The sequence below is a fragment of the Allorhizobium sp. nf9_anc genome, assembly GCF_056323085.1.
The window spans coordinates 1,043,462-1,069,879 of record NZ_CM150481.1; the positions used below are offsets into that span (position 1 = coordinate 1,043,462).

At 61.9% G+C, this 26,418-nt stretch carries 29 protein-coding genes; 11 read left to right on the forward strand and 18 right to left on the reverse strand.

Features of this window, described 5'->3' with window-relative positions; genetic code table 11:
- The first annotated feature begins 91 nt into the window (after nt 1-91).
- Together adh and AC02Y0_RS04825 are read left to right on the forward strand one after the other, a co-directional pair.
- On the forward strand, nt 92-1,606 hold the full coding sequence (adh, locus tag AC02Y0_RS04820) for an aldehyde dehydrogenase (RefSeq protein WP_476382791.1): 1,515 nt from the start codon (nt 92-94) through the stop codon (nt 1,604-1,606).
- 159 nt (nt 1,607-1,765) lie between these two features.
- Nucleotides 1,766-2,152, forward strand: a complete 387-nt coding sequence (locus tag AC02Y0_RS04825; protein WP_476382792.1) for a DUF779 domain-containing protein — start codon at nt 1,766-1,768, stop codon at nt 2,150-2,152.
- 14 nt (nt 2,153-2,166) lie between these two features.
- Here the strand turns inward: AC02Y0_RS04825 and AC02Y0_RS04830 are convergent, their stop codons facing one another.
- From AC02Y0_RS04830 to lgt, 7 genes are all read right to left on the reverse strand, one after another.
- The gene (locus AC02Y0_RS04830) at nt 2,167-3,021 is read right to left on the reverse strand and encodes a hypothetical protein (RefSeq protein WP_476382793.1); all 855 of its coding nucleotides are present in this window, start codon (nt 3,019-3,021) and stop codon (nt 2,167-2,169) included.
- A gap of 159 nt (nt 3,022-3,180) precedes the next feature.
- Entirely contained in the window at nt 3,181-4,113 is a 933-nt protein-coding gene (locus AC02Y0_RS04835) for a ribose-phosphate pyrophosphokinase (RefSeq protein WP_476382794.1), read from the reverse strand.
- Nucleotides 4,114-4,265: 152 nt separating this feature from the next.
- Nucleotides 4,266-5,048 carry a hypothetical protein gene (locus AC02Y0_RS04840; RefSeq protein WP_476382795.1) on the reverse strand — a complete coding sequence of 261 codons (783 nt, stop codon included), beginning with the start codon at nt 5,046-5,048 and terminating at the stop codon, nt 4,266-4,268.
- A 136-nt stretch (nt 5,049-5,184) separates the two neighbouring features.
- Entirely contained in the window at nt 5,185-6,336 is a 1,152-nt protein-coding gene (locus tag AC02Y0_RS04845) for a M24 family metallopeptidase (protein WP_444556633.1), read from the reverse strand.
- Nucleotide 6,337: 1 nt separating this feature from the next.
- Nucleotides 6,338-7,132: a peptidoglycan editing factor PgeF gene (gene pgeF, locus AC02Y0_RS04850; protein WP_476382796.1), complete on the reverse strand. Its 795-nt coding sequence runs from the start codon at nt 7,130-7,132 to the stop codon at nt 6,338-6,340.
- Nucleotides 7,133-7,263: 131 nt separating this feature from the next.
- Nucleotides 7,264-8,364 carry a class I SAM-dependent methyltransferase gene (locus tag AC02Y0_RS04855; RefSeq protein WP_476382797.1) on the reverse strand — a complete coding sequence of 367 codons (1,101 nt, stop codon included), beginning with the start codon at nt 8,362-8,364 and terminating at the stop codon, nt 7,264-7,266.
- A gap of 9 nt (nt 8,365-8,373) precedes the next feature.
- Nucleotides 8,374-9,222 (reverse strand): prolipoprotein diacylglyceryl transferase, encoded by an 849-nt coding sequence (lgt, locus tag AC02Y0_RS04860; protein ID WP_476382798.1) that lies wholly within the window; start codon nt 9,220-9,222, stop codon nt 8,374-8,376.
- 190 nt (nt 9,223-9,412) lie between these two features.
- Between lgt and AC02Y0_RS04865 the strand changes: the two genes are divergently transcribed.
- The 4 genes from AC02Y0_RS04865 (at nt 9,413) to AC02Y0_RS04880 (ending at nt 11,779) form a co-directional block, all read left to right on the forward strand.
- Nucleotides 9,413-9,673 (forward strand): accessory factor UbiK family protein, encoded by a 261-nt coding sequence (locus tag AC02Y0_RS04865; RefSeq protein ID WP_102018033.1) that lies wholly within the window; start codon nt 9,413-9,415, stop codon nt 9,671-9,673.
- Between the two features lie 443 nt (nt 9,674-10,116).
- The gene (locus AC02Y0_RS04870; RefSeq protein WP_102018032.1) at nt 10,117-10,617 is read left to right on the forward strand and encodes a type III secretion system chaperone family protein; all 501 of its coding nucleotides are present in this window, start codon (nt 10,117-10,119) and stop codon (nt 10,615-10,617) included.
- Nucleotides 10,618-10,619: 2 nt separating this feature from the next.
- Nucleotides 10,620-11,438, forward strand: coding sequence for a pyrroline-5-carboxylate reductase (gene proC / locus AC02Y0_RS04875; RefSeq protein WP_476382799.1), 819 nt, complete (start codon nt 10,620-10,622; stop codon nt 11,436-11,438).
- Nucleotides 11,435-11,779, forward strand: coding sequence for a tRNA-binding protein (locus AC02Y0_RS04880; protein ID WP_476382800.1), 345 nt, complete (start codon nt 11,435-11,437; stop codon nt 11,777-11,779). Before proC ends, AC02Y0_RS04880 begins: the two co-directional genes overlap by 4 nt.
- A gap of 38 nt (nt 11,780-11,817) precedes the next feature.
- On the opposite strand, the gene AC02Y0_RS04885 is transcribed toward AC02Y0_RS04880, so the two are convergent.
- Genes AC02Y0_RS04885 through AC02Y0_RS04895 form a run of 3 tightly spaced genes read right to left on the reverse strand, consistent with a single transcriptional unit; the run spans nt 11,818 to nt 14,468 of the window.
- Complete coding sequence (locus AC02Y0_RS04885; RefSeq protein WP_476382801.1) at nt 11,818-13,200, reverse strand: ATP-binding protein; 1,383 nt, start codon at nt 13,198-13,200, stop codon at nt 11,818-11,820.
- A gap of 40 nt (nt 13,201-13,240) precedes the next feature.
- On the reverse strand, nt 13,241-13,942 hold the full coding sequence (locus AC02Y0_RS04890; protein ID WP_476382802.1) for a response regulator: 702 nt from the start codon (nt 13,940-13,942) through the stop codon (nt 13,241-13,243).
- Nucleotide 13,943: 1 nt separating this feature from the next.
- The gene (locus AC02Y0_RS04895; protein WP_476382803.1) at nt 13,944-14,468 is read right to left on the reverse strand and encodes a MarR family winged helix-turn-helix transcriptional regulator; all 525 of its coding nucleotides are present in this window, start codon (nt 14,466-14,468) and stop codon (nt 13,944-13,946) included.
- A 309-nt stretch (nt 14,469-14,777) separates the two neighbouring features.
- Between AC02Y0_RS04895 and AC02Y0_RS04900 the strand changes: the two genes are divergently transcribed.
- Together AC02Y0_RS04900 and AC02Y0_RS04905 are read left to right on the forward strand one after the other, a co-directional pair.
- Entirely contained in the window at nt 14,778-14,933 is a 156-nt protein-coding gene (locus AC02Y0_RS04900; protein ID WP_476382804.1) for a hypothetical protein, read from the forward strand.
- An 85-nt stretch (nt 14,934-15,018) separates the two neighbouring features.
- Nucleotides 15,019-15,663, forward strand: coding sequence for an MBL fold metallo-hydrolase (locus tag AC02Y0_RS04905; protein WP_476382805.1), 645 nt, complete (start codon nt 15,019-15,021; stop codon nt 15,661-15,663).
- 55 nt (nt 15,664-15,718) lie between these two features.
- Here AC02Y0_RS04905 and AC02Y0_RS04910 read toward each other — a convergent pair whose 3' ends face one another.
- The 5 genes from AC02Y0_RS04910 to AC02Y0_RS04930 all read right to left on the reverse strand — a co-directional run bounded on the left by AC02Y0_RS04910 (nt 15,719) and on the right by AC02Y0_RS04930 (nt 20,105).
- Nucleotides 15,719-16,177, reverse strand: coding sequence for a BA14K family protein (locus AC02Y0_RS04910; RefSeq protein WP_476382806.1), 459 nt, complete (start codon nt 16,175-16,177; stop codon nt 15,719-15,721).
- Between the two features lie 156 nt (nt 16,178-16,333).
- Nucleotides 16,334-16,549, reverse strand: a complete 216-nt coding sequence (locus AC02Y0_RS04915) for a cold-shock protein (RefSeq protein WP_006725577.1) — start codon at nt 16,547-16,549, stop codon at nt 16,334-16,336.
- 538 nt (nt 16,550-17,087) lie between these two features.
- The gene (locus AC02Y0_RS04920) at nt 17,088-18,230 is read right to left on the reverse strand and encodes a PQQ-dependent sugar dehydrogenase (RefSeq protein ID WP_476382807.1); all 1,143 of its coding nucleotides are present in this window, start codon (nt 18,228-18,230) and stop codon (nt 17,088-17,090) included.
- A 121-nt stretch (nt 18,231-18,351) separates the two neighbouring features.
- Complete coding sequence (locus AC02Y0_RS04925) at nt 18,352-19,638, reverse strand: NAD(P)/FAD-dependent oxidoreductase (RefSeq protein ID WP_476382808.1); 1,287 nt, start codon at nt 19,636-19,638, stop codon at nt 18,352-18,354.
- Nucleotides 19,639-19,703: 65 nt separating this feature from the next.
- Nucleotides 19,704-20,105: a hypothetical protein gene (locus tag AC02Y0_RS04930; RefSeq protein WP_476382809.1), complete on the reverse strand. Its 402-nt coding sequence runs from the start codon at nt 20,103-20,105 to the stop codon at nt 19,704-19,706.
- 266 nt (nt 20,106-20,371) lie between these two features.
- On the opposite strand from AC02Y0_RS04930, the gene AC02Y0_RS04935 reads away from it, so the two are divergent.
- The 3 genes from AC02Y0_RS04935 to AC02Y0_RS04945 all read left to right on the forward strand — a co-directional run bounded on the left by AC02Y0_RS04935 (nt 20,372) and on the right by AC02Y0_RS04945 (nt 22,356).
- Nucleotides 20,372-21,574: a pyridoxal phosphate-dependent aminotransferase gene (locus AC02Y0_RS04935; RefSeq protein ID WP_476382810.1), complete on the forward strand. Its 1,203-nt coding sequence runs from the start codon at nt 20,372-20,374 to the stop codon at nt 21,572-21,574.
- A 105-nt stretch (nt 21,575-21,679) separates the two neighbouring features.
- Complete coding sequence (locus AC02Y0_RS04940; RefSeq protein WP_476382811.1) at nt 21,680-21,967, forward strand: type II toxin-antitoxin system Phd/YefM family antitoxin; 288 nt, start codon at nt 21,680-21,682, stop codon at nt 21,965-21,967.
- Entirely contained in the window at nt 21,967-22,356 is a 390-nt protein-coding gene (locus AC02Y0_RS04945) for a type II toxin-antitoxin system VapC family toxin (protein ID WP_476382812.1), read from the forward strand. Before AC02Y0_RS04940 ends, AC02Y0_RS04945 begins: the two co-directional genes overlap by 1 nt.
- A 30-nt stretch (nt 22,357-22,386) precedes the next feature.
- Here the strand turns inward: AC02Y0_RS04945 and AC02Y0_RS04950 are convergent, their stop codons facing one another.
- The 3 genes from AC02Y0_RS04950 to AC02Y0_RS04960 form a co-directional block, all read right to left on the reverse strand.
- A complete protein-coding gene (locus tag AC02Y0_RS04950; RefSeq protein ID WP_476382813.1) occupies nt 22,387-23,613 on the reverse strand; it encodes a PQQ-dependent sugar dehydrogenase in 1,227 nt (408 codons plus the stop codon).
- Between the two features lie 164 nt (nt 23,614-23,777).
- On the reverse strand, nt 23,778-24,983 hold the full coding sequence (locus AC02Y0_RS04955) for an OpgC family protein (RefSeq protein ID WP_476382814.1): 1,206 nt from the start codon (nt 24,981-24,983) through the stop codon (nt 23,778-23,780).
- Between the two features lie 191 nt (nt 24,984-25,174).
- Entirely contained in the window at nt 25,175-26,302 is a 1,128-nt protein-coding gene (locus tag AC02Y0_RS04960) for a calcium:cation antiporter (protein ID WP_476382815.1), read from the reverse strand.
- Nucleotides 26,303-26,418: the final 116 nt, after the last annotated feature.

Consider the following 26,418-nt stretch of genomic DNA (forward strand, 5'->3'; position numbering starts at 1 on the left):
CTGTTTCGCGGCACTATTCCCCAAGAGAGAAGGCAGCAATCATCCTGCCATCGGGACCCGAGGAGGGGTCCTTTCACAGGGAGGATGACAGATGAACATTCAGGTCCAGACAATCGCGGCTTCGCCGTTCAAGCTGAAATACGGCAACTTCATTGGCGGCGAATTCCGCGAACCGGTGAACGGGCGCTACTTCGAGAACACGACGCCGGTCACCGGTGGCAAGCTCTGCGACATCGCCCGTTCCGACGAGCATGACATCAATCTTGCCCTCGATGCCGCCCATGCCGCGAAGGACAAGTGGGGCCGGACCTCGACCACCGAGCGCTCCAACATCCTGATGAAGATCGCCCAGCGGATGGAGGACAATCTCGAACTGCTCGCCCGGGCCGAGACCTGGGATAACGGCAAGCCGCTGCGCGAGACCATGGCCGCCGACATTCCGCTCGCCATCGACCACTTCCGCTATTTCGCCTCCTGCATTCGTGCCCAGGAGGGGACGATCGGCGAGGTCGACCACGACACCATCGCCTATCACTTCCATGAGCCGCTCGGCGTTGTCGGGCAGATCATTCCGTGGAACTTTCCGATCCTGATGGCGGCCTGGAAGATGGCACCGGCGCTGGCCGCCGGAAACTGCGTTGTGCTGAAGCCTGCCGAACAGACGCCAGCCTCGATCCTCGTCTGGATCGAACTGGTCGGCGATCTCCTGCCGCCGGGCGTGCTCAATATCGTCAACGGTTTCGGGCTCGAAGCCGGCAAGCCGCTCGCGACCAGCCCGCGGATCGCCAAGATCGCCTTCACCGGCGAGACCTCGACCGGCCGGTTGATCATGCAGTATGCCAGCCAGAACCTCATTCCGGTCACGCTGGAGCTGGGCGGCAAGTCGCCGAACATCTTCTTCGAAGACGTCATGCGCGAGGATGACGACTATCTCGACAAGGCGCTTGAAGGCTTCGCGATGTTCGCGCTTAACCAAGGCGAAGTCTGCACCTGCCCGAGCCGTGCCCTGGTGCATGAGAAAATCTACGACCGCTTCATGGAAAAGGCACTCAAGCGCGTTGCGGCGATTCGCCAAGGTGACCCGCTCGACATGTCGACCATGATCGGCGCGCAGGCATCCTCCGAGCAGCTGGAAAAGATCCTTTCCTATATGGATATCGGTCGCCAGGAGGGCGCGGAAGTGCTGATCGGCGGTGAGCGCAACAGCCTCGCAGGCGAACTGGCCGGCGGCTATTACGTCAAGCCGACGGTGTTCAAGGGTCACAACAAGATGCGCGTGTTCCAGGAAGAGATTTTTGGGCCGGTCGTATCCGTCACGACCTTCAAGGACGAAGCAGAAGCGCTCGAAATCGCCAATGACACGCTTTATGGCCTTGGTGCCGGCGTGTGGAGCCGGGACGCCAATACCTGCTACAACTTCGGCCGCAACATCCAGGCCGGTCGTGTCTGGACCAACTGCTACCACGCCTATCCGGCGCATGCCGCCTTCGGTGGCTACAAGCAGTCGGGCATTGGTCGCGAGACGCACAAGATGATGCTCGACCACTACCAGCAGACCAAGAACATGCTGGTGTCCTATAGCCCCAAGGCATTGGGTTTCTTCTAAACATCTACACCTCCCCCTTGAGGGGCGAGGTCGCAGCGAAGCTGCGGGTGGGGGTGATGGATCAGTGCCCGATCAATCGCCCCACACCGGCACTGCGTGCCCACCCTCCCCCTCAAGGGGAGGGTGGGTCCCGTCGCAACGCACTTGGAAGGAACCGCCGTGACCGACAATCCCAATCCCGGTGAACCAAGGGTCATCGCGACTGAAGCCGCATTGGCGTTTCTCGCCGAAATCCAGAGGGACCATCCTGAGATCCTCTTCCACCAGTCCGGCGGATGCTGCGACGGGTCTTCGCCGATGTGTTATCCGGCGAGCGACTACCGGGTCGGCGAGACGGATGTGAAGCTCGGTGAAATTGGCGGCGTGCCCTTCTACATCAGCGGCAGCCAATATGCCGTCTGGGCGCATACGCAGCTAATCATTGATGTTGTGCCGGGCAGGGGCGGGATGTTCTCGCTCGACAATGGCCGCGAGCGGCGCTTCCTCACGCGGTCACGGTTGTTTTCCGGAGGTGAGGCCTGTCCGCTGCCGCTCCAGCGGAGCTGAGATCGGGGCAGGCTTCAGCGCAGGCCGATCTTTTCGCAGGCGGCATCGATGATCGCCAGCTTGTAGGCCTGCGTCGTGTGATATTCGAGCAGGAATTCCCTTGATATCCACATCACGGAGCGGCCGCGATTGCCCTCCCAGCCGATGCTGCCGATGGCTTCCGCCTCGCGCAGCTTGCGGGTGAGGTGGGTGCGCGAGAGACGGAAGTTTTCGGCGAGTTCAGGCACCGAGCGGAGCTGGGTCGGAATGCGCTTGACCGACGGATCGACCGGCTCCACGCCCACCATCAGCCAGTCCATGACAATGCCGCCATTGTTGAGCCAGGTGAACAGCGACCAGGTCTGGGTAGGGCTGCGCAGTTCCGGCGAGATCATGGCGCGGGTCGTGATTTCCGGGTGCAGGCGCGACAGGATCCTGTTGTCGGTCTCTAGGCCATCGAGCCTCCTGCCGCTGTCGAGGCGGTCGAGGGTGGCCAAGTGAATCGAGACCCAGCGGCGGGTCGCGGCGATGGTCTGCGGGGCCGGCACGAAGGGGCGGTTTCGGCGGTCAGGCGTCTGGCCATGCTGCGCGATGCCGTAGACCAGCATTTCCTTGATGAAGGCGTCTGCGGTGTTGACGGAGGAGATGCCGAGCGTTTTCACTTGCTCGAGATAGCGGGCCATCAGGATGACGGGTTCGGCATTGCCGCGCGCGACTTCCGCGAAATACTGCCCCATGGCGAGATGGCCGAGCAGCCAGCGCTGCTGCGTGCCGAAGACGGCTGCCAGGCGAGGGGTTTCGTCATTGACTTGCAGCAGTGCCCGCGACTGGTCTCTCACCGCCTCATGCAGGTCCAGATTGGCAAGCAGCTGTTCAACGGTCAGTGACATCAAATCACGCGTAAGGGTGTCGTCGTCCGAAATGCCCCGTTTCAAGATGGAACATTGCGCGGCAAGCTGTATGCAAAGCGTAGACGCAGTGCAAGAGGCCGTGACACCGCTGACACTGCATTCCGTTGCTTAGAGTTAACTTGCGAAGCCGCGGTTTCCTTAGTCGAAGAGGCTGGAAACCGACTCTTCCTGGCTGGTGCGATTAATTGCCTCACCGAGCAGCGTGGCGGTCGAGAGAACGCGGATGTTGTGTGCCGACTGGACTGCCGTGGTCGGCTGGATCGAGTCGGTGATCACAAGTTCGCGAAGCTTGGACGAGGCCACGCGCGTGACGGCACCGCCGGATAGCACGCCATGGGTGATATAAGCGGTCACGCTGGTCGCACCGTTCTTCAGCAGCGCTTCCGCCGCATTGCAGAGCGTGCCACCGGAATCGACGATATCGTCGATGAGGATGCAGTCCTTGCCGGAGACTTCACCGATGACGTTCATGACTTCGGATTCACCCGGACGGTCGCGACGCTTGTCGACGATCGCGAGCAGACAGTCGAGGCGCTTGGCCAGCGAGCGGGCGCGCACAACACCGCCGACGTCGGGCGACACAACCATGACATTGTTCGTGTCGTAATGTTCCTTGATGTCGCGGGCGAGAAGCGGCACGGCATAAAGGTTGTCGGTGGGGATATCGAAGAAGCCCTGGATCTGACCTGCATGCAGGTCGAGCGTGAGAACACGGTCGGCACCGGCTTCGGTGATCAGATTGGCAACGAGCTTTGCCGAGATCGGCGTACGCGGACCGGGTTTCCGGTCCTGACGGGCATAGCCGAAATAGGGAAGAACGGCCGTGATGCGGCGTGCTGAAGAACGACGGAAGGCGTCGATCATGATCAGCAGTTCCATCAGGTGGTCATTCGTCGGGAAGGACGTCGATTGAACGACGAAGACGTCCTCGCCGCGCACGTTTTCCTGGATCTCTACGAAGATTTCCTGGTCTGCGAAACGGCGGACGCTGGCCTTGCCGAGTGGTACGTTGAGATAGGAGCAGATCGTTTCGGCAAGTTGCCGGTTCGAATTACCTGCGAAAACCTTCATCTTGGCCCGCCTGTTACCATGCTGAGATGCGGGCTTTTTAGCGCCCTTCCCCCTGAATGCAAGAGGTTTGGACGGTAAGGCCCATATTTTCGGTTGATGCGCCAAATGGGGCGCATGATTTGCGGTTTTACAGGGCGGATATCGCTCGGGTCTCAGCCGGCGCGACTGTTCCGCCATGATACATATTCTGCCATGCTCTTCGTGGCGATCTGCTGCATGACCGAGGCGGGGACGGCAGCCCAGGGGTCCTGCGCGCCGGAGGGGACGATCTCCTGGCCCTGGATACGGTGCAGGCGACCGCCGCTGGCATCGAGGATATCCCAGACATAGGTGATCGTCACATTGCCGCTGTCGGCGAAGGCGGAGAAGTAGCCTTTGAGGATGTGCTCGCTCGAGGCGTCGCTCGCGCTCTTGATCGTGAGGCCGCGGGCACGGGCCTCGGCGCCAAGCTGGCGGGAGAGCGGCGTGACGGCCTGGACCGGTGCGCCGATGATCGGCAGGAAGCGGATGCTGCCGGTCGCCTGAGCGGCAGGGGGAAGGGCGGCCTGCTGGCTTTGTGCCTGTTGCGGGGCGGGTTGTGACTGGCTTGTGGGCTGCTGGGCCGCCGTCTGTTGCGGGGCGGCTGGGAAGGCCTGGGTGTCGGCACCTTCGAGGGGAGCGGAGGCGACGGGATTGCGACCGCCTTGTGCCAGAGCCGCAGCCTGGGCTTCCAGCGAGTTCTGGGGCCCGCGGACGGGTTCTGCATAGCCGCCCAGCTGGCCGAGCGGTGCGCTTTGAACCGGCTGGCTGCCGACTGCCGGTGAGGCGAGCTGCTGGGAATAGGTGGCAGGCTGGCTGCCATCGCCGACCTCTGCCGGCGGTGTCAGCACTTCCGTGCTGTTGCAGCCTGCAAGGATAAGGAGAAGGCCGAAGGCTCCGGCCAGTCTCGTGGTCATTCTGCGGGAACGTCTCACCACTGCGGGTCCTTCCCCTTCACTCTGTCACAATTAATGTGACTAGCATTCTCAGCCTGTCAATTCCCTGAACAAGCGGGCAATGCCTCTTTGCCTCATGCTTTTCGGCTCATCGGCCTCACAAGTTGATCAGGTCGAGTGAATGACGCGAGAGCGCTCGCGGCGCGGTCTCGGTCGTCAGGTAGGTGTGGCCGAGCGTCATGGCGGTTTCCCGATCACTGTCCATGATGATCATATGGACGAAGAGGCTCATGTCGGCGGAGATTTCCTGCGGATTGCCGGCATGGAACATCTGGTGCTCCATCCAGGAGGGCGCGAAACGTGCGCCGACCGAATAGCCGCAGGCATTGAAGCGATGGCGGGTGAGGCCGCGATCGTCCATCACCTTGGCATGGGCGTCGAAGACCTCGCCGAAGGTGTGGCCGGGGCGAAGGACATGCTCGATTGCCCGCATGCCCTCGAGGGCGGCGGTATAAAGCTCGCGGTGGCGTGGCGAGGGGTCGCCGACCAGAACGGTGCGCAGCATCGGTGCATGGTAGTGGGAGGACACTCCCGCCCATTCCAGGGTCACCTGATCCGAGGCCGACAGCTTGCGGCGCCCCGATTTGTAGCGGCAGAGAAGTGCGTCTGCGGCAGAGCCGATGACGAAGGGATTGGCGGGATAGTCACCTCCGCCGGCCAGGATCGCAGACTGCATGGCGGCCAGGATCTCAGCTTCGTCGGCATCCGCGCCGATCAATGGCAGCGCCGCATCGAAGGCGAGGTCGGCGAGTTCTGCCGCATGGGTGACCTTGGCAATCTCGGCTGCGGATTTCACCAGCCTCAGATTGCTGACGATGTAGGAGGCATCGATCGCTTCGCAGAAGTTGGTCAGCTGGTTGTCGACGAGGCGTGCGACGCGGCCCGTCATGCCATGGGTGTCGTATTCCACGCCGACGCGCATGCCGAGCAGATCGAGGTCGCTCAGGAGGTTGCGCAGGTCGACGGCGGGGTCGGCATTCGGCCTGTCGACCCAGACAACGATGTTGTCGATGGTCGAGGTGTGCTTGGCCTGGCGCAGATCCGGCGTGCGGGTAAGTAGCGTGAGGCTGCCGTCTGCCTGGACGATGAGGGTCTGGAAGAAGCAGTAGCCGAAGCTGTCGAAGCCGGTCAGCCAGTACATGCTCTCCTGTGCGAAGAGCAGCAGGGCATCGAGCTTTTCCTCGGCCATGCGCGCCATCAGGCGGGCGCGGCGGGCGGAAAATTCGCTCTCGGGGAAGTGCAGGGCCATCTCAGTCCTCCTTGATCGCTATCGCCGAAATCTGCCGCCCATAATCGGGTTCGCCCGCATGTGTGGTCCGGCGATAGGAAAAGAACGTTTCAGGGGCGGCATAGGTGCAAAGACCAACGCTGTCGGCGGTGACACCGGCTTGCGTCAGGCGCCGGACGGTGAGGCCCGGCAGGTCGAACATTGCGTGGCCCGGTTTTGTCGACGGCGTGAAGAAGGCTTCGAAGTCACTGTTGGATGCGAGGAAGCGATCGACGAATTCGGGGCCGACTTCGTAGCTGGCCTGGGAGATCGAAGGGCCGAGCGTTGCGCGGATGTTGTCGCGCTTTGCACCTAGGCCGATCATCGCCTCGATCGTCTTTTCCAAGACGCCGCCAAGAGCGCCCTTCCAGCCGGCATGGGCTGCACCGATCACCCGGTTCTCAGGATCGGCGAAGAGGATCGGACCGCAATCGGCCGTGAGCACGCCGAGGATGATGCCGGGGCTTGCCGTGACCTGGGCGTCCGCCTGGGGCCGGCTGCCATCGTAATCGCCTGTCACCACCACAACGTCGGGCGAATGCACCTGGTGGGCGGTGGCGAGGCGTTCCAGCGGCAGTCCGAACCAGGCGCTGACGCGGCGGCGGTTCTCCCGCACTTTCTCGGGATCGTCGTTGGAGCCGAGGCCGACATTGAGGCCGCGATAGATGCCCTCGGAGACGCCGCCGTCGCGGGTGAAGAAGCCATGGCGGATGCCGGCTGTGCCGAGATTTTCGAGGCTGTTGGCTGTGACGGGGCGTGGCTGGTCGGCTGTGCTCATGATCTGTCTCCTGAGCCTTGGCAAATCACGCGTACGCGATGCAGATGCGGCGAAAGTGTTGAATTCAATCGGCTTTTGTCGATTTTAGCCGTTCGGAGCAGGCGCGATCGTGCAGATCGCACCCGCGCCTGTCAATGCTTCGGCTTGAATGGCAGCAATTGTACGGCAGGCATGGAGACCGCGAGCACCTTGAACAATTCGCCCATATAGCCGTTGCCGGAACCGGCCAGACGATGCAGCGCATCGACGATTTCGGCCTGCTTCGCTTCGTCCTTGTCGCGGCCGAGAGAGGCGGCGCGTTGCTCGATGCCGAGGCCGACGAGGAAGTCGCCCTGATGCATGCAGCCATTGAGATGCACCCCGGCTGCGAGCGCTGTGCGGGCGAGGTTCTCGAAGTCGACATGGCTGGTCAAGTCGGCAAGACCGGGATGGGCAAGGGGCGGATCATATTCATGGGCGCGCACGGCCTGGAGCGTGTCGCCGAAATTGCTGACCATGTGGCCGTAGTCGATAATCAAGGCGCTGCCGTGATGTGCGATCAGGCGCTCGCAGATCGTCAGCATCACCGACTGGCGGGCAGGCGCCACTTCGAAGATCTCTCCGTCGGGCGGCTGGCTGATGCCCTGGGGCAGCATGGCGGGATCCAGCGTTGCGACACCCAGCGTGAAGCAGAGCTCGTCGTTTTCGTCCAGCCCGACCATGCGTTCGCGAAAGCCGTTCGGCGTCTTGACGAACTGGCGGATCGGGATCGCATCGAAGAGTTCGTTGGCGGCAAGCAGGGTGAAACCGTCGGGTACACCGTCGAAGCTCTCGTGCCAGGAAACCTTGTCGCCATGCGAGGAGAGGGTTTCCATTTGGGTGAGCTTGAGGAGCGCGCTGGTCTCGACCAGATGCATAGTCGCGGTCTCATAGAGATTGGGGGCCGCACGCGCGATGACCCTTAGCATGTCGGCCATCATCGTGCCGCGACCGGGGCCGATCTCGACGAGGCGCACGTCCCGGGGTTCGCCGTGGCGCTGCCAGGCGTTGATCATGAAGATGCCGAGCATCTCGCCGAAGAGCTGGCTGATCTCAGGCGCGGTGACAAAATCACCGGCGCGGCCGAAGGGATGGCGCGTGCGATAATAGCCATGCTCGGGGTCGGCGAGGCAAAGGGCGAAATAGTCGGTGACGCTGATCGGCCCATTGGCTGCGATCAGCGACTTGATCTTCTCGGCGAGCGGTGTGGCCATCGGCGCTCCTCAACCTTGCGTCGCGGGGGCGCGTCGGCCCGATCGCACGAAAATCCAAACCCCGATCAGCACCATCGGCAAAGAGAGTACCATGCCCATGGTGAGCCAGCCGCCGAAGAGGTAGCCGATCTGTACGTCCGGCTCGCGGAAGAATTCGACGAAGATGCGGGCGGCGGCGTAGCCGGCAACGAAGATACCGGTGATGCGGCCGGGTGCGGCCAGGGCTCCGAAGGCGCGGGCCAGGATCTGCAGCACGATCAGAAGCACAATGCCTTCGAGGACTGCTTCATAGAGCTGGCTCGGATGGCGGGGGAAGGGGCCGCCGGTCGGGAAGGCCATCGCCCATGGCACATCGGCGGGGCGGCCCCAGAGCTCGCCATTGATGAAGTTGGCGATACGGCCGAAGAGCAGGCCGAGCGGGACGACACTCGCCACGAGATCGAAGAGGCTCCAGAGCCGGATCTGATGCTTGCGGGCAAAGAAGACCATGGCCAGCGTGGCGCCGATAAAGCCGCCATGGAAGGACATGCCGCCGTTCCAGACTTCGATCGCGCGCATCGGATTGGCGGCGACCGAGGCGAAATCGTAGAAGAAGATGTAGCCGATCCGGCCGCCGGCAACGACGCCGATTGCGGCCCACAGGACGAAGTCGTCGATCTGCTGCAGGGTGGCCGGTGCCTGGCCGTTCGGCCACAGATGCGGGCGTTTTAGCAAGTCGCGGGCGATCATCCAGCCGAGCAGGATGCCGGCGACATAGGCCAGCCCATACCAATGGACCGCCAGCGGACCGATCGAGAAGGCGACCGGGTCGATCGCGGGAAAGGATACGGCGGCGAAAAGGTCCAGGACTGACAACAATGGAGTACTTTCGTTAATGCTGCTGGAAAATGGCGTTGCGGATAGACACGGTCAAGATGGAATCGGGCCGTCTGCGACACCGTCAACCACCTTTATCTGCTGCTGCCGTCTTGCATGCTGGCGGATCTGGTCCTACCTCCTTTTCCAAGGGTTCAATCCCAGTCCGTTGTCTGCTTTAGAGGAGTTTTCCATGTCGACCGGCCCCAACCGTATTCTCGATGATTTCGCCAAGTTGATGACCGATGCCGCAGGTGCGGCCCAGGGCGTTCGCAAAGAGGTGGAAACCGCCTTCCATGCCCAGGCCGAGCGCTGGCTGAACAGCATGGACCTCGTCAAGCGCGAGGAGTTCGATGTGGTCAGGGAACTGGCACTGAAGGCGCTTGAGGAGAACGAGGCTCTGAAGACGCGTCTCGAGGCGCTGGAAGCACAGCTTTCGGCCCAGGCCAAGTAAGGCCGCTGTTTCGTTTCGAAACGCTTTGCGCTTCGCTGTCATGCCCATCGAAGACCCATTGCCTGTGGCTTTGGGTCTTTTTGTCTTTTCAGAGCCTTGACCGGCGACGCCAAGGTGTTTTCTCACGAAAAAATTGCAGCTTGTGGACATCTCCCAAAAAGCCAATCGGCAGAGTCGCTTATGGGGTGATGCAAAGGCGATTCTGAAAGCGCCATCCACAGGCGTCTGAGCCAAATGTGGCTGAGGGGGCTGGTGCTGGCCCCCCACGATTATACACTGATTTTCAACGATGATTCTGAGCGGGGGCCGCGTAAGTTTCGGGCAGGGTGCGTGTTCTACCCTGGGGTCCTTCGGAATCGTTTTCAGTAGTTTCCGGTTCAGGTGTCCGAGTGGCCCGGCGGTTCGCCGGGTGCCCGTATTCATTCCGGTCAAGAAGGTGATGCATGAGCCTCATGGAAATCGAAATCGAACGCCAGTCAAACCCGGTCGACATGATCGAGTTTGTTGCGGCGACCAATGACTGGTCGTTCGAACGTTCGGGCGAAGACGAAATCGCGATGACAGTCGAAGGCCGTTGGGCCGACTATCACGTCTCCTTCTCCTGGATGGAGGAGTTCGAGGCGCTGCATCTCGCCTCTGCCTTCGATCTGAAGATCCCTGAGAACCGGCTCAACGAAGTCATCAAGCTTCTCTCCTACGTCAATGGCCAGGTGCTGATGGGGCATTTCGACCTGTGGCGGAACGAGGACGTGGTGATCTTCCGCCAGTCCCTTCTGCTGGCCGGCGGTGCCGAGCCGACCAACCGCCAGGTCGAGGTCTTGCTTTCGTCTGCCGTCGATGCCTGCGAAGCCTATTACCAGGCGTTTCAGTTCGTCGTCTGGTCCGGCATGGACGCCAAGAGCGCCATGGATGCGGTCCTCTTCGAGACCGTCGGAGAAGCCTGAGCATGACAAATGCCGCATTCGGACACATCGTCCTCGTCGGGGCCGGCAATATGGGCGGCGCGATGCTGGCCGGCTGGCTGAAGAGTGGTGTGCCGGGGGCGTCGATCACTGTGCTCGACCCCGGTCCTTCCGAGACAATGATGGCAATGATCGCCGAAGCGGGTGCGCGGCATTCCGTTTCGCCGCCCGAGGGGCTGGTCGCCGATATCCTGTTTCTTGCGGTGAAGCCGCAGGTGATGGACGCCGTTCTTCCGGGACTGGCATGCGTCGTTGGCCCGCAGACAACGGTCGTCTCGGTCGCGGCCGGCAAGACCATCGCCTCGATGGAAGGCCATCTCGGCAAGGCTGCCATGGTGCGCGCCATGCCGAACACGCCGGCCATGGTTGGCCGTGGCGTTACCGGCGCCTATGCCAATGCGGCTGTGACAGACGTACAACGTGACATCGTCCATCGCCTCCTGCAGGTCTCAGGGCCGGTCGAATGGGTGGGAAGCGAAGCAGACATCAATGCTGTGACTGCGCTTTCAGGCAGCGGTCCGGCCTATGTATTCTACCTCGTCGAATGCATGGCAGAGGCAGGCCGGAAAGCGGGCCTGCCGGCGGACCTCGCCATGCGTCTCGCACGAGAAACGGTCGCGGGGGCTGGTGAATTGTTGCACCAGTCCCCCGACCCTGCCTCTCAGTTGCGCGAGAACGTGACATCGCCCGGTGGCACGACGGCGGCAGCACTTTCTGTGTTGATGGCCGAGGACGGCATGCAGCCGCTGTTTGATGTGGCGATCGAGGCCGCGCGCAAGCGGGCCGAGGAACTCGCCCAGTGAGCGGAACCGAGATCACCTTTGCCGATTTCGAAAAGGTCGATATCCGTGTCGGCACGATCGTCGAGGTCGAGGCCTTTCCGGAGGCGCGCAAGCCGGCCTTCAAGCTCAAGATCGATTTCGGTCCCGAGATCGGCATCAAGAAGTCGTCGGCTCAGATCACCGTGCATTACACGCCGGAGACGCTGATCGGCCGTCAGGTGCTGGGGGTGGTCAACTTTCCGCCACGCCAGATCGGTCCGTTTCGCTCCGAGGTGCTGACCCTCGGCTTCGAGGATGAGAATGGCGCGATCGCGTTGGCGGCAGTCGAGCAGCCTGTGCCCAACGGCAAGAAGCTGATGTGATCTGCGGGGCCTTTGGCCCCTTTCTTTTTCTCAAGTCCTCAAACGGGTACGCGGATGACGGCGCGCAGGCCGCCGAGCGGGCTGTCTTCGAGCGTGACGTTGCCGCCATGGCTTCGGGCGATGTCGCGTGCGATGGCAAGGCCGAGGCCTGTGCCTGAAGCGTCGAGGTTGCGCGCCTCATCGAGGCGGTAGAAGGGCTTGAAGACGTCGTCGCGCGCTTCCTTTGGGATGCCCGGACCGTCGTCATCGAATATGATCACCAGCCATTTCGCCGTATGCCTTGCATCGATGTCGAGCCGGTTCGCATAACGGCGGGCATTCGACGCGAGGTTCGTGACGAGGCGCGTGAAGGCGGTCGGGCGCACGAAGACCAGCGGGTCGCCGTCGAGCTTCCAGGTGAGCGCGCGCTCATGCAGCGCAAAGTCTGCCTCGACCCGCTCGAACAGTTCGGAGAGGTCGAGCCTGCCGACATCTTCTTCGACCTCTCCCTTGGCGAAGTCCAGGTAACCTTCGAGCATGCTCTGCATGTCGTCGATATCCTGGTTCAGGCTATCGAGTTCCGGCCCGTCGCCGGCGAGTGCCAGTTGCAGGCGAAAGCGGGTGAGGATGGTGCGCAGGTCGTGGCTGACGCCGGCGAGCATGGCAGTTCGCTGTTCCATCTGGCGCTCGATGCGCTCGCGCATCAGGATGAAGGCGAGGCCGGCGCGGCGGACTTCGTCGGCGCCGCGGGGGGAGAAGCCTTCCGGCGGGCGCTGGCCTTTGCCGAAGCTCTCGGCCGCGTTTGCGAGCGCCGTGATCGGCCGGATCTGGCCGCGCAGGAAGAGGATCGAGATGACGATCAGCACGAGCGCCGTCGAGACCATCCAGACAAGGAAGATGTGGGTGTTGGATGCGTAGGCGGAATTGCGCGAGGCAAAGATGCGCAGCGTCTGGTCTTCGAGCACGATGCGGATCTCGACCAGCCGCGACATGCCGACGGTGTCGATCCAGAACGGGCGGCGGATCTGCTCGGCGATCTCGTCCGACAGGATCTGGTCGAGAATGGAGAAGAAGGGCCGCTGGCGGGGTGAGGGGAGCTCGGTGCCGGGTTCGAGAGATACGATCAGGTTCAGGCGGCTTGCTGCGACGTTGACGATTTTGTCGAAGTCTTCCCGCTCCGGATAGAGCTCGATGAGCTCGATCACGGCGGAAATGTCGCGGGTGACGGCTTCGGAGAGGCGTTCGGTCACCAGCTGCCAGTGGCGCTCCATGAAGACGAAGGCGACGACGGTCTGCAGGATCAGCATCGGCAGGATGATGATGAGCAGCGAGCGGGCATAGAGACCGGTCGGCAGACGGTGCCGCAGCCAGCGCAGCATGCCGGAGATGCCGGTCGCCGGGCTGCGGTCCTGATCGCGGCGGATCTGATCGAACAGCGTCATGTCACTTTCCTCGACGCATGCTGCGCCGTTGCCGAGGGCTTCAATCCATGCTCAGGCGGTAGCCGATGCCACGGACCGTCTGCAGCCAGACGGGGTTGGCCGGGTCGTCTTCGATCTTGCGCCGCAAGCGGTTGATCTGGACATCGATCGTGCGCTCACCCACTTCGGCGTCGTTTCCGACCAGTTCGTGGCGCGGGATGGTGTCGCCGGCGCGGGTGGCGAAGAGATACATGATATCCTGCTCGCGGTCGGTGAGGCGGATTACCTCGGCGCCCTTGCGCAATTCCTTGCGCAGCACTGAGAAGGTGTAGGGGCCGAACATGACCTGCTCGATCTTCGGCGCATCCGGGTTCATGTTGCGCTTCAGGATATTGTTGATCCGGAGCACGAGTTCGCGCGGGTCGAAGGGCTTGGCGAGGTAGTCGTCGGCGCCGGCTTCGAGGCCTGCGATGCGGCTGTCGGCTTCGGAGCGGGCGGTGAGCAGAATGATCGGCACCCGCTTCTCGTCCGAGAGGCTCTGTGTGAGCGAGAGGCCGGATTCGCCCGGCATCATCACGTCAAGGACGAGGAGATCGAAGCTCAGACCCTCCAGCTTGCGGCGCGCTTCGGCGGCGTCAGCTGCGGTCGACACGCGAAACCCCTTTTCCGTCAGGAAGCGGTGCAGCAGGTCGCGGATGCGGGTGTCGTCGTCGACGACGAGGAGGTGCGGGGCGTCGTCGGTGAGCTCAATCTTCTTCGACACGTCAGTCGGCTCCATCCGTCTCGAGGGGCTGGGTCACGGTCTGTTTCTGCATGCCTTCGAGGAAGCGACGCACTGTCGCGCGCTCGTCTGATGTCATGCCATCCATGGCGTGGGCAATGCGGCGGGACTGCGGCTCGGACAGCGCCAGCGACAGCTCGCGGCCGGCAAGCGTCGGATAGAGGCGGCGCTGGCGACGATCGGCGGGACCGGCCATCTGGCGGATGTAGCCGCTGTCGATCAGCTCCTTCAGCACCCGGGCGAGGCTCTGCTTGGTAATCTGCAGGATGCCCAGGAGGTCTGCGACCGTCATGCCCGGCCGGCGGCTGACGAAATGGACGACGCGGTGATGGGCGCGGCCATAGCCGAGCTTGGACAGAATGGCATCCGGATCAGACACGAAATCGCGATAGGCGAAAAACAGGCTTTCAATGGTTTCGAAGTCGATCGTCTTGTCATCGACCACCGGCAGGTCCGGCAGGGTCTTCTTGGCAGTCTTCGTCGCAGACTGTCGGGCCACGCTCGTCATTCCTTTCCTCCGGCGCAAGCGACTGTCAGCTCGCGAACGCCGGTTCATCCACTCATCGCTCAGGGCCGATGCTTCCCCCGTGGCCGGTCCGTTTGCCGGTCGGCCATTGATCCACGTCTCATTGACGGTGATTGCCGGCAAAACTATGCGCAAGTGTAGCAAATTTCCAACAAATTTACGCAGATCGCACAGCTTACGGGCGGGATGCGAAACCTATCGCCACCAGCCTCGTTACTGCAGCACTGATCAAGCGCAAGCCCGGGACAAGCCAATTGGGCGAAGCTTGGCGAAGGAGAGAGGACTTTCACCATGACGGATCGTGAGCAGACCACCGAGACTTCAAGCCTGCGTCCTGTTGCCGTGCTGGTCTTTACCGCAAAGATCATGGTTGCGAGCTTTCTGGTGGCCCAGGCCTCCATTCTGCCGGCCTCGCCGGTGTCGCAGGTCTACGGCCTGTCGCGCTGATCTCTGTGCCGCATCGCTTGCGGTTTCTCTCGTTTCCAAGGCGTGTTAAGGCGCTTCACCGAACCGAGAGAAGGACCGACAGCCGATGGGACAGATTCAAGCGGGCATCATCCCCGTCACCCCTTTTCAGCAGAACTGCACCATCCTGTTCGATGACGAGACACGCGAAGGCGTGATCGTCGATCCGGGTGGCGATGTCGACGTCATCCTGCAGGTGATCGCGGAGAATGCGATTACGCTCAAGGCGATCTGGCTGACGCATGGTCACCTCGATCACGCAGGCGGTGCGGCCGAACTGAAGGAAAAGACCGGCCTCACGATCATCGGACCTCACAAGGACGACCTGCCGCTCCTGCAGCGGATCGAAACCCAAGCGGCGACCTATGGCATTGACGGTTTGCGCAGTGTTGTTCCGGACCAGTGGCTGGAAGACGGCGAGACGGTTTCATTCGGCGACCACGTATTCGAGGTCTATCATTGTCCGGGCCACGCACCGGGTCATGTCATCTATTTCAACCGGTCGCAGAAGTTCGCCCATCTCGGTGACGTGCTGTTCAGCGGCTCTGTTGGTCGCACGGATCTGCCGGGCGGCGATCATCAGACGTTGATGAACTCGATCCGCGACAAGGTCCTGCCGCTTGGCGATGACGTCGGCTTCATCTGCGGTCATGGGCCGGGTAGCCGGATTGGGGACGAGCGCCGCTCCAATCCCTTCATCCAGGGTCTATGAACGACAAAAGCGCCGGGGGACCGGCGCTTTTTTCTTTTGTGCGATACTGCTTGGCTCAGCCGGCGGTGCAGAAATGGGTGCGACCGTCATAGCCGACAAAGGTGCCGGTGCGCGGATTGAAGCTCCGGTAACGCTGAGAGCAGTAGTCATACCAGGCGCCGGTCCAGGGCTCGACGCCATAGGACTGAACGACAGGGCGCGGCTGCTGATAGACCGGGCGCGGACGATAGGTGTGGCGCGGCGGCGGCGGCGGCGGATAATCGTCGACATAATAGTCGCGGTCGTCATAGACGGAGACTGGGCGGTCGATATAGACGCGGCGCTGCGGTGCCGGATTTGCGAGTGCAGAGCCGACGATCACGCCGGTCGCTAGACCGATCACGCCGAGGGCGAGCGCATCATCGCCACGGTGATGGCGATAGTAGCGGTCACCGGCCTCGGCCTGCGTTGCAGCGGCGATCGGCGTCAGGGTGACTGCGGCCGCGAGAAGAGCGTTTTGCGCGAATTTCATCATGACGTCTGTTCCTCAAGCCTTGGCTAACCAGGGGCCGGTGCGGGCTGTTCGGGCCACCGGCGATGATTGCAATCTATGAGGCGCCGCCTGAACGCAGGCTGAACGAAAAAACCCGGCAAAAATGCCGGGCCGCAATTCGTCGAAAACCGGATGATATCAGCCGGAGATCTGCAGGTTTACGGCCTTAGGGCCCTTGCCACGGCGATCGGGTTCGGTGTCGAAGCTGACCTTCTGGTTTTCGGTCAGACCCGACAGGCCCGATGCCTGAACAGCGGAGATGTGGACGAAGATGTCCGCGCCGCCATTGTCGGGCTTGATGAAGCCAAAGCCCTTGTCGGTATTGAAGAATTTTACAGTGCCAGTCTCGGCCATGCGTCAGGTCCTTTTCTCTCTGCCCGTATTCGGCGGGGCAGCATTGCAATGTACCCGCAAGCGGGTGAGCGACAGGCATTTGTCGATATTGGAGGAAAGGGGCCCTGTTACCGCAGACTAACTCCAGTCAATGTTTCCATCTTCTCAAGTTCGACTGCCCGGGGTTGTTATAGCGTCCCCGGCGCGCATTACTTTATAGGTCTTCCCATGCTCGCAAAATTGCCCGAACTCACGAAGAGTGCTTGGTTTGGCGGAAATTGGCAAGTGAAAGTTTTAACCCTTCCGAAGGGGAGAGTCCTTTGTTTTCAGTGCGAACAGGGTGATTCGAACTGGCGGCAAGCCCGCTTTGCGTCGTTTTGGCGAAAATTTGCATCGCTTGCGATGGAGATCGCGGGAAAAGCCTGCGCAAACACGGAAAATTGCGGATGAAAATTTTCCGTGTTCGCTTCTGCGCAGCGTGGAAACGAGAGGCTCCAGAGCCGCAAATTAGCCCCTAAAAGGGACGATTGATGGCTTCGAGAGGGGTTTGAGCCGGTACTCAGCTTTCGCCGCTGCGGGTAATCCGCAAGAGCTGACCATCTTCCTCGTCGGTCACGAGCAGGATCGAACCATCCGGGGCGACCTTGACGTCGCGGATACGGCCATACTCGCCCTGCAGCATTCGCTCCTCTGCGCCGATCGAGCCGTCTGCGCTGCGATCGATGCGGGCAACAAGCTGGTACTTGAGGGCCGCGACGAGGAAGTCGCCCTCCCATTCTGGGAACATGGCGCCGCGATAGATCGCTAGCGCGCCCGGCGCAATCGAGGGATCCCAATAGTGGAGGGGTTGTTCGTAGCCATCCGCCGACTGGCCGATGCCGATTTCGGCGCCTGAGTAATGCTTACCGTAGGAGATGACCGGCCAGCCGTAATTGTTGCCGGCGTCTGGAGCGTTGATCTCGTCGCCACCGCGCGCACCATGCTCGACGGTGTAGAGCCGGTTGTCGGCGGGATCGATGGTGAGGCCTTGCGGATTGCGATGGCCGCTCGACCAGACTTCGGCCAAGGGCTGGCCCTTGGGGTTGGCCGCGGAGGGACTGCCGTCGGCATTGATGCGCATGATCTTGCCGGCGTGATCGGCGGGATCCTGCGCGCGATCTTGCTCGCCACGGTCGCCGATGCCGAAGAACAGGCTGCCATCTGCAGCGATCGCGATGCGTGAGCCGAAATGCTGGCCGGCGCGGGTCAGCTTGTTCATCAGAAAGATGCGGCGCACGTCTTCGAGCCGCCTTTCGTTCTGGCTGAGGCGGGCGGAAAACACGCCAGTGCCCTGGCCGCCCGGGCCGGGTGTGGCTGCCGTGAAGAAGAGGCGCCGCGTTTCAGCAAAGTCGGGGGCGAGGGCGATGTCGAGCAGGCCGCCCTGACCGACGGCAGCGATCCTCGGCAGACCACCCAAGGGCTGCCCGACCTCGCCGTCGCGGATGATGCGGATGCGGCCGGGGCGCTCGGTGACGATATAGGCACCATCAGGCAGGACCTCGACAGACCAAGGGTGCTCCAGGCCGCCGGCGACGCTGGTGACCTCGATCTTGACGTTGCCGACAGGATGCTCGCGGGTTTCCTGCGCATAGAGGGGCAATGCCATCGAGAAAGCGAGAAGCGGGGCGATCATCCACGCAGTCTGATTCAAGCGGTTTGGCATCGTCGTCTCCTTGTCCGGCAGCTCTCCCGCTCAGAATGTGGGAACAGCGGTGCCGGCGACAAGGCAGAGCGATGGCGGAGGGCGCCTCCTGACCGAAAAGTGAAGAGGCGCCGACGTGAAGTCAGGTGTCGAAGCTCACCGCTTTCAGTTTGTCGATGCCAAGCGCCTGAAGCGCCAGCTTCTCGTAGAAGGGCTCGGACTTGCCGAGCTTCACCTTGTAAAGGAAGTATTTCTCGAAGCCGATCTTGGCTGCGTGAACCCACTTGCCCTGGGACGACCAGTTTACGTTGCGCGGTGGCAGCTGCGGCTGGGCGACGAAGGCGATGCCGCCATCGCCGAAATCGGCCAGGCAGACGGCGTTCCAGGTCCCTTGAGCATTGGCCTCCTCGCCAGCGATCAGGTTGGCGATGTTGTGGGCCGTGGCCGTTACCATGGATTCGATCATGAAGCCGGTTTTCGGCACGCCGACGGGCACGGGTGTTTTGCCCATGGGCGGGATCGCGACGCAGACGCCCACGGAGAAGACGTTTTTGAAGGTCGGGTTCTGCTGGTGCTTGTCGGCAAGCACGAAGCCGCGCGGGTTCGTCAGGCCTTCGATGCCCTTGATGGCCTCGACGCCACGGAATGCCGGGAGCATCATCGTGTAGACCGACGGGATCTCGTGGGTGGCCTTGACGCTGCCGTCGTCATTGATCTCCTCGGCAACGACCTTGTCACCTTCGAAGCGGTTCACACGCGCGTTGGTTACCCACTTGATGTGCTTAGAGCGCATCGCGCTTTCGAGCAGCCCCTTGGTATCTCCGACGCCGTCGAGGCCGAGATGGCCGATATAGGGCTCCGACGTGACGAAGGTCATCGGCACACGGTCGCGAACCTTGGCGTCCCGCAGGGCCTTGTCGAGGATGAAGGCGAATTCATAGGCCGGGCCGAAGCAGGAAGCGCCCTGGACCGCGCCGATCACCACCGGGCTGGGATTGGTGACCAGCTTGTCGAAGGCCTGCTTGGCGGCCAGTGCGTGGTCGATGTGGCAGACGGATTGGGTGTGGTGATGCGGGCCGAAACCTTCGATCTCGTCGAAAGCGAGATCCGGACCGGTGGCGATCACCAGATAGTCATAGTCGAGAGAACTGCCATCGAGCATTTCGATCCGGTTCTCGGCGGGATGGACGCGGGTCGCGCCCTGGCTGTGCAGGGTGATGTTGCGCTTTTTGCAGGCGGGACGGAGGTCGACTTCGATTTCCTCGCGTCCGCGCCAGCCGACAGCGACCCAAGGGTTGGAGGGGACGAAGGAGTAGGTCGCTCCCTTGCTCAGCAGATGGATCTCGACCTCTTTGCCGAGGCGATCTCTCAATTCATAGGCCATGATCGTGCCGCCGAGACCGGCACCCAGGACTGCAATGCGTTTCATGACGGTTCCTCCCATTTGATGGGAGGCAGTATCTACGAAACTACATAGATAACAAGTAGACTATTTTATAGGTCCTGGCGTCCGCGTGCTCGCTGGACCAGATCCTGCCAGCCACGCTTCCATAGGGCAAAACCACCGATCGCCATCACTGTGAAGCAGGCGAAGATCAGAAGGATCAGCAGGTGGCGCTCGCTCTGGGGCAGGGGCGTCTGGTGGTTGCGATCAACCATTGAGGCTGACACATGGAGCGGCGTTGTGGATGCGGCGATGCTCGAAGTGGTGATTGCGTCCGGGCGGGGGGGCGAGATCTCTGTGCTTGCGGCAAAGGACTTCGAACCGGGTTCCAGCGTCGCAGGAGTGCTGGCGAGCGCCAAAGTGACCAAAGCGACGCCACTGATCGCTGCGAGCCAAGCGAGGGGGCGGCTGCGGCGGGAGGGCCGTCGAAATGTCTCCAGTTCGAAATCCATGGCGAGAACCTCCGTCTCGTTGCGTTGACCGCATGAAACAGCGTGATCGCGTCGGTAGAGCGACGGAAATGTGGCGGTCCCTGTGTCGAATTGTGATTTCGGCGGTGAGGCCAAAACGTCGCGAATTCCGCCATTGCCATGGAGACGCAAATCTCTTCGACAAGCGGTGCTTTCCGCTTGAAAGCCAAGGGCTCTTTCGCCATAGAGCTTGAACCTGAGGCCCCGGACAGCGGGGTCGATGTTCAATCAGCTCAGGACACGCAAACATGGCTTTCCTTGCCGACGCCCTTTCCCGCATCAAGCCTTCCGCGACCATCGCCGTCACGCAGATGGCCCGGGAGCTCAAAGCGCAGGGGAAAGACGTCATTTCGCTCTCCGTCGGCGAGCCCGACTTCGATACGCCGCAGAACATCAAGGACGCGGCTGTCGCTGCCATTGCTCGCGGCGAGACGAAGTATACGCCTGTTGCCGGCATTCCGGAGCTGCGCAAGGCGATCGCCGACAAGTTCAAGCGCGAGAACGGGCTCGACTACAAGCCCGAGCAGGTGATCGTCGGGACCGGCGGAAAGCAGATTCTTTTCAACGCCTTCATGGCAACGATCAATCCGGGAGATGAAGTCGTCATCCCGGCACCGTTCTGGGTTTCCTACCCGGAAATGATTGCGTTGTGCGGCGGCACGCCGGTCTTTGTCGAAACGACGATCGAGAACAATTTCAAGCTAACGGCCGAGCAGTTGGACAAGGCAATCACGCCGAAGACCAAGTGGTTCATGTTCAACTCGCCGTCCAACCCGTCGGGTGCCGCCTACAGCAAGGATGAGCTTAAGGCGCTGACCGACGTGCTGCTGAAGCATCCGCATGTGTGGGTTCTGACCGACGACATGTATGAGCACCTCGTCTTCGGCGACTTCGTCTATTACACCCCGGCTCAGGTCGAGCCCGCACTTTACGAGCGCACACTCACGATGAACGGTGTGTCGAAGGCCTATGCGATGACCGGCTGGCGTATCGGTTATGCAGCCGGCCCGCTGCCGCTGATCAAGGCGATGGACATGATCCAGGGCCAGCAGACCTCGGGTGCTTGCTCGGTTGCCCAGTGGGCCGCTGTCGAGGCGCTGAACGGTCCGCAGGACTTCATCACGGAATCGAAGAAGGCCTTTGAAGAGCGCCGCGACCTCGTGGTCTCTATGCTGAACCAGGCCTCGGGCCTCGTATGCCCTAAGCCGGAAGGCGCCTTCTACGTCTATCCGTCCTGCGCGGCCCTGATCGGCAAGACGGCGCCGTCGGGCAAGGTGATCGCCAATGACGAGGACTTCGTCATGGAACTGCTGGCGACCGAAGGGGTTGCCACCGTTCACGGCTCGTCCTTCGGCCTTGGCCCGAACTTCCGCGTCTCCTACGCGACCTCGAACGCCAAGCTGGAAGAGGCCTGCAGCCGCATCCAGCGCTTCTGCGCTTCGCTGAAGTAAGCGCCGAGGTTTATCGATTTTCGGAAGGGCTCGCCGATAGGCGGGCCCTTTTCGCATTTTTCGGCTTTGTTGAGGGGGCTCAGCGCTTGTGGTATTGTCAGTTGCATGAAGACGGTCAGCCTGCAGGAAGCCACACGTGATCTGGATGCGCTCGCCCGCGCGGTCGAGCAGGGCGAGGTCGTGACGGTGACCCGGGACGGCAAGCCGGTGCTGGATCTGGTGCCGCATGTGGTGGGAGAGGCGGCCAAAACAGAGGCGAAGAAGGGTGGGATCGATTGGGAGGCCGGTCAGGCTTATTTGCGGTCGAGGGGGATTGAGAATGCCGTTCCTTATATCGCCGAAGATTTTGATGATCCCCTTCCGGAAGATTTCCTTCTAAGGCCGCTCCCGTAGTGTCGCCCGTTCTGCTGGATACGCACATTGCGCTTGCCTTTTTCGGGCGGTCATTTCGGCAGCATTTTCCTATGATACACGAACTGCTCGAGGTCGGAGACGTCGACGGTTTCGTCAGCGCCGCAACTCTCTGGGAAATCGCAATAAAGACCAGGCTCGGCAAGCTGGACATCGGTATGCCACTTCGTGATTTACCAGAAGCCATAGCGTCAGTTGGCCTGGAGATACTCGGGATCGAAGTCTCTCACGTCCTCCACACCCTGGATCCCGAACCGCCCACCCGGGATCCCTTCGACCGGCTGTTGCTGGCCCAATGTCATGTGGAAGGGCTCAAATTGATCACGGTCGACCGTGCTCTCGTCGATCACCCCCTGGCGTTCCGCCCCTGATCGTCCGAGACCAGGGGCGGAAAAGCTCGCTTAACCCTTGGTCAGCTTGACGATCGTCGAGTTGCCGCCGCCGCGCTGTTCGGTGACGGCGTAGACGGCGCCGTCGGGGCCGACCTTCACGTCGCGAATTCGGGCGCCGACGTCCACGCGTTCTTCATGCTTCACGCGGTCGTTCTCCATGTGCAGCACGACGACGCCCTGGCTGACAAGGCCGCCGACGAGGAACGCACTTTTCCATTCCGGAATGGCGTCGGCGTCATAATAGGCCATGCCGGAGGGGGCGATGACCGGATCCCAGTAATAGACGGGCTGTTCGGTATCGGCCATCTGGGTGACTCCGTCGCCAACCTTGGCGCCGCTGTATTCGACGCCGTAGGTGACTTCCGGCCAGCCATAGTTCTTGCCGGGTTCGGGCAGGTTCAACTCGTCGCCGCCCTTGGGGCCGTGCTCGACGGTCCAGAGGCGACCCTGGCCGTCAACCGTGGCGGACTGGAGATTGCGGTGGCCGAGCGACCAGATTTCCGGCTGGGCATTCTCCTGGCCGACAAAGGGGTTGTCGGGCAGGGCTTCACCGGTCTGGGTGATGCGGAAGATCTTGCCCAGTCCACTCTGCAGGTCCTGCGCCTGAACGCGCGGCTCGGCATCGGAGCGCTCGCCGACGGTGACGTAGAGTTGGCCTTCAGGCCCGAATGCCAGGCGCGAGCCGAAATGCTTGTTGCCGTCATAGCCCGGTGTCTGGCGGAAAATGAAACTTACATCTTCCAGCGCCCCACCGCCCTGATCATCGGGCACGAGGCGGGCGGACGCGACCGAGGTACCGTTGCCGTCATCGCGCGGTTCGGCAAACGAGAAGAAGATCTTGCCGGAAGTTTCATAATCGGGTGCGAGCGCGACATCGAGCAGGCCTCCCTGACCGTCGGCCAGGACTTCTGGCACGTTTGCGATCTCGGGGCCGGGCTTGCCGTCTTCACCGATGATGTGCATTGCGCCCTGCTTGGCGGTCACCAGCATGCGGCCATCGGGCAGGAATTCCATCGCCCAGAGATGCGGCAGGCCCTTCGCCACCACTTCCTGCTTGATCTCAATCGCCTGAGCGGGTTGGGGCGCGCGGGTCTGGCCGGTGAAGGCTGGCTGCTGGTCCGGCGCGTTGGGGGCCTGCGTCTCCGCCGGTGTGCCGGCCTGCTGGGCGATAGCGGGGATTGTTGCGACACCAAGGCTCAGCATGGTTCCGGCGAGAATGTGCGGCAGTCGTTTCATCAGTTCCTCCTGGTCGAATGATTGGACCCGTTCAACGCCTCAAGTGGTCACAAAGCTCCAGACCGGTAGGGCATGTGAGATCAAGTTCGCTTTATCTGTTGGTGAGGAGAGGAGTGATCTCCAAAGACAGAGCGGGCCATTAGGCCCGCTCTGATGGTTTCTCGTCATGCCGGGGATTTGATCCAGCTGCCGAGATATGGCGCATTGGCGAAGATCTTTTCGCGGTCTAGCCACACGGCGGGGAGGGCAAGAATGCCAAGCGCTGCGATGGTGATGAAGGTCTTGGTCAGTTGCGACAGTTCCGGCGTGCGGGCGTCGAGGTAGTAGACCGCATAGACGATCAGCACGTGCCAGACATAGATCTGCAGCGAGTGGCGACCCAGCAGCTGAAGGAAGTTCAGCGTGAAGAGGCTCGTCAGTGCCGAGGCGATCTTCTGGATGACAGGGCTTTCATGGCGTGGGCCGGCGATCAGGATCCAGGCGAGGCCATAGGCGACGGCTGCGAAATTGATCAGATAGACCGGACCGAAGTCGGCACGCACTTCCATGAGGCCGAACTTTTCCAGCACGAAGCCCGGCATGAAGCCGTGGGCTGTCGCGACGCGGAGCGGCAGGAAGAAGAGGGTGATAGCAAGCGCCGTCCAGGCGAGCGTGGTGCGCTTGGGGTCGAAGACCTTCTGCCACTCGATCTTCTTCATGGAGGTCAGCGTGCCCGCGATGATGCCGGCAAAGAATACGATCTGCCAGCCGAGCAGGTTGAAGGAAACGCGCAGGCCTTCCCCATCCGGTGCGCCGGCCAGCCAGGTGTCGAGCGGGTAGGTAACGAGGCGGTGCAGGCCGAGCTGGGCTGCGAGCCAGACAAGCAGGGAGCCGATGGCAACGCCCAGCCAGTGGCCGCGCAGGCAGAGCCAGATGACGACAGGCGCAAAGATCATGTAGGCGATGTATTGCGGCAGGATGTCCATGAAGGTCGGCTGGACCAGGAAGGTCGCGATCGGTGCGAGCGAGCTCGGGTTGAGAAGGCTTGCGTCGCCCAGCCAGTTTTCCCAGGCGGAGACGGCACCCGGCAGGATCAGCTGCAGGGCAAGGACGATCAGGACAATCGCCATGGCATAACGATAGAGCTCGAGCGCCCGCGACCAGATCTTGTCGCGGCCGACGGCATAGCCGTCCTTCATCATCTTGCGGCTGTAGACCATGCCGGTCAGCAGGCCCGACAGGAAGACAAAGCCCTGCGCATCTTCGACGAAGGCAAGGTTGCGGTGGTTGATTTCAACGAGCCAAAGGCCCCCCGTGAACACCAGGTGGTTGATCAGCATGAAGACGAGGAAGTAACCCCGCATGCCGTCGATCACGTCCAATCTCTTCACGTTCGACTCCCGAGTTGGCCCCCCGGTGACCCGCGGCGGCGATCATCATCCGCATCATGTTGAGAATGCGGCGGGAGGCCCATTGGGGGCCGATCCGTGCGGGGGGAACGGCAGCTTTCCCCAAAAGTTCCGCGCAAAAGTGCTCACGGATCCGTGCCCGGATGTCGCAGAGGCGCGCGAATCAGTGGCGTTCAGAGGCCGAGAAAGGCGAGCATGATGAAGGTGGCGAAGAGCACGAAATGGGTCATGCCCTCGATCGCATTGGTCTCGCCGTCATTCAGATTGATGGCGGCTGCGACCAGCGTGATCGCAACCATGGTGGTCTGCACCGGGGTCATGGCCATGACGAAGGGCTGGCCCGTGTAGAGGGCAATCGCCTCCATCACCGGGACTGTCAGAATGACCGTCGAAAGCGATGCGCCCATTGCGATGTTGACGACCGCCTGCATTCGGTTGCGCAAGGCGGCGCGCAGGGCGGTCAGGATTTCCGGCGCAGCCGAAATGCCGGCCACCAGGATCGCGGTCAGGGCGACCGGCGCACCGGTGCCTTCTAGGCCGGCATCCATCAGGACCGACATGACTTCCGCCAGAACACCGATCAGAACGACGCCGAACACGATCACGCCGATCGACCAGAGTGTCGATCCCTCATGCTCCTCTTCCACGGCATGGGTCTCGCTGTCCGCCGGTGTCTCGGCCTGCCGATCCCAGGGCCGGGCGGCCTGGCGACCGGGATAGCTGTAGGAGAAGAAATAGCTATGTGTGCCCACCTGCATGCGCAGGAAGAGTGCATAGAGCGCAATCATCGCGCCGATGGTGAAGACGGAATAATACTGCCAGCGGTCAGAGGGCACGAATTCTGGCACGATCATCGAGATGCCCATGGCGGTCAGGATCATCACTCCATAGGTCTTGCCACTGTCGTCGTTATAGGCCTGCTCGCCATGCTTCAGGCCGCCGAGCAGGGCGGCGAGTCCGAGGATGCCGTTGATGTCGAGCATCACGGCCGAATAGATGGTGTCGCGCACCAGCGTGGATGACGAGCCGTTGCTCATCATGATCGCGAGGATCAGCACCTCGACGGCGACGGCCGAGAGGGTGAGGATCATCGTGCCATAGGGGTCGCCGACCTTGTGGGCGAGGATCTCGGCATGATGGGCGACGCGCATCGAGCTGACGACGATGGCGGCGATCAGGGCTGCAGCCCCGAGCAGCGAGGCCACCTGGCCTGCACCGAGGACGGCATGTTCCAATGCGAGGGCGAGGATCGCCGCAAAAATCGGGATCAGAAGAAGTTTTTCCTGCCTGATGCGCGACACGTGCTTCTCCTTCTGCTGATCGACGTCCGGTAACGGGGCCGATGGGTATGCTGTTCCCGGCTGGCCGATGATGTTTGCGCCTCGGGACTTTTGATGGAATACTCCTCTCAGCCTAG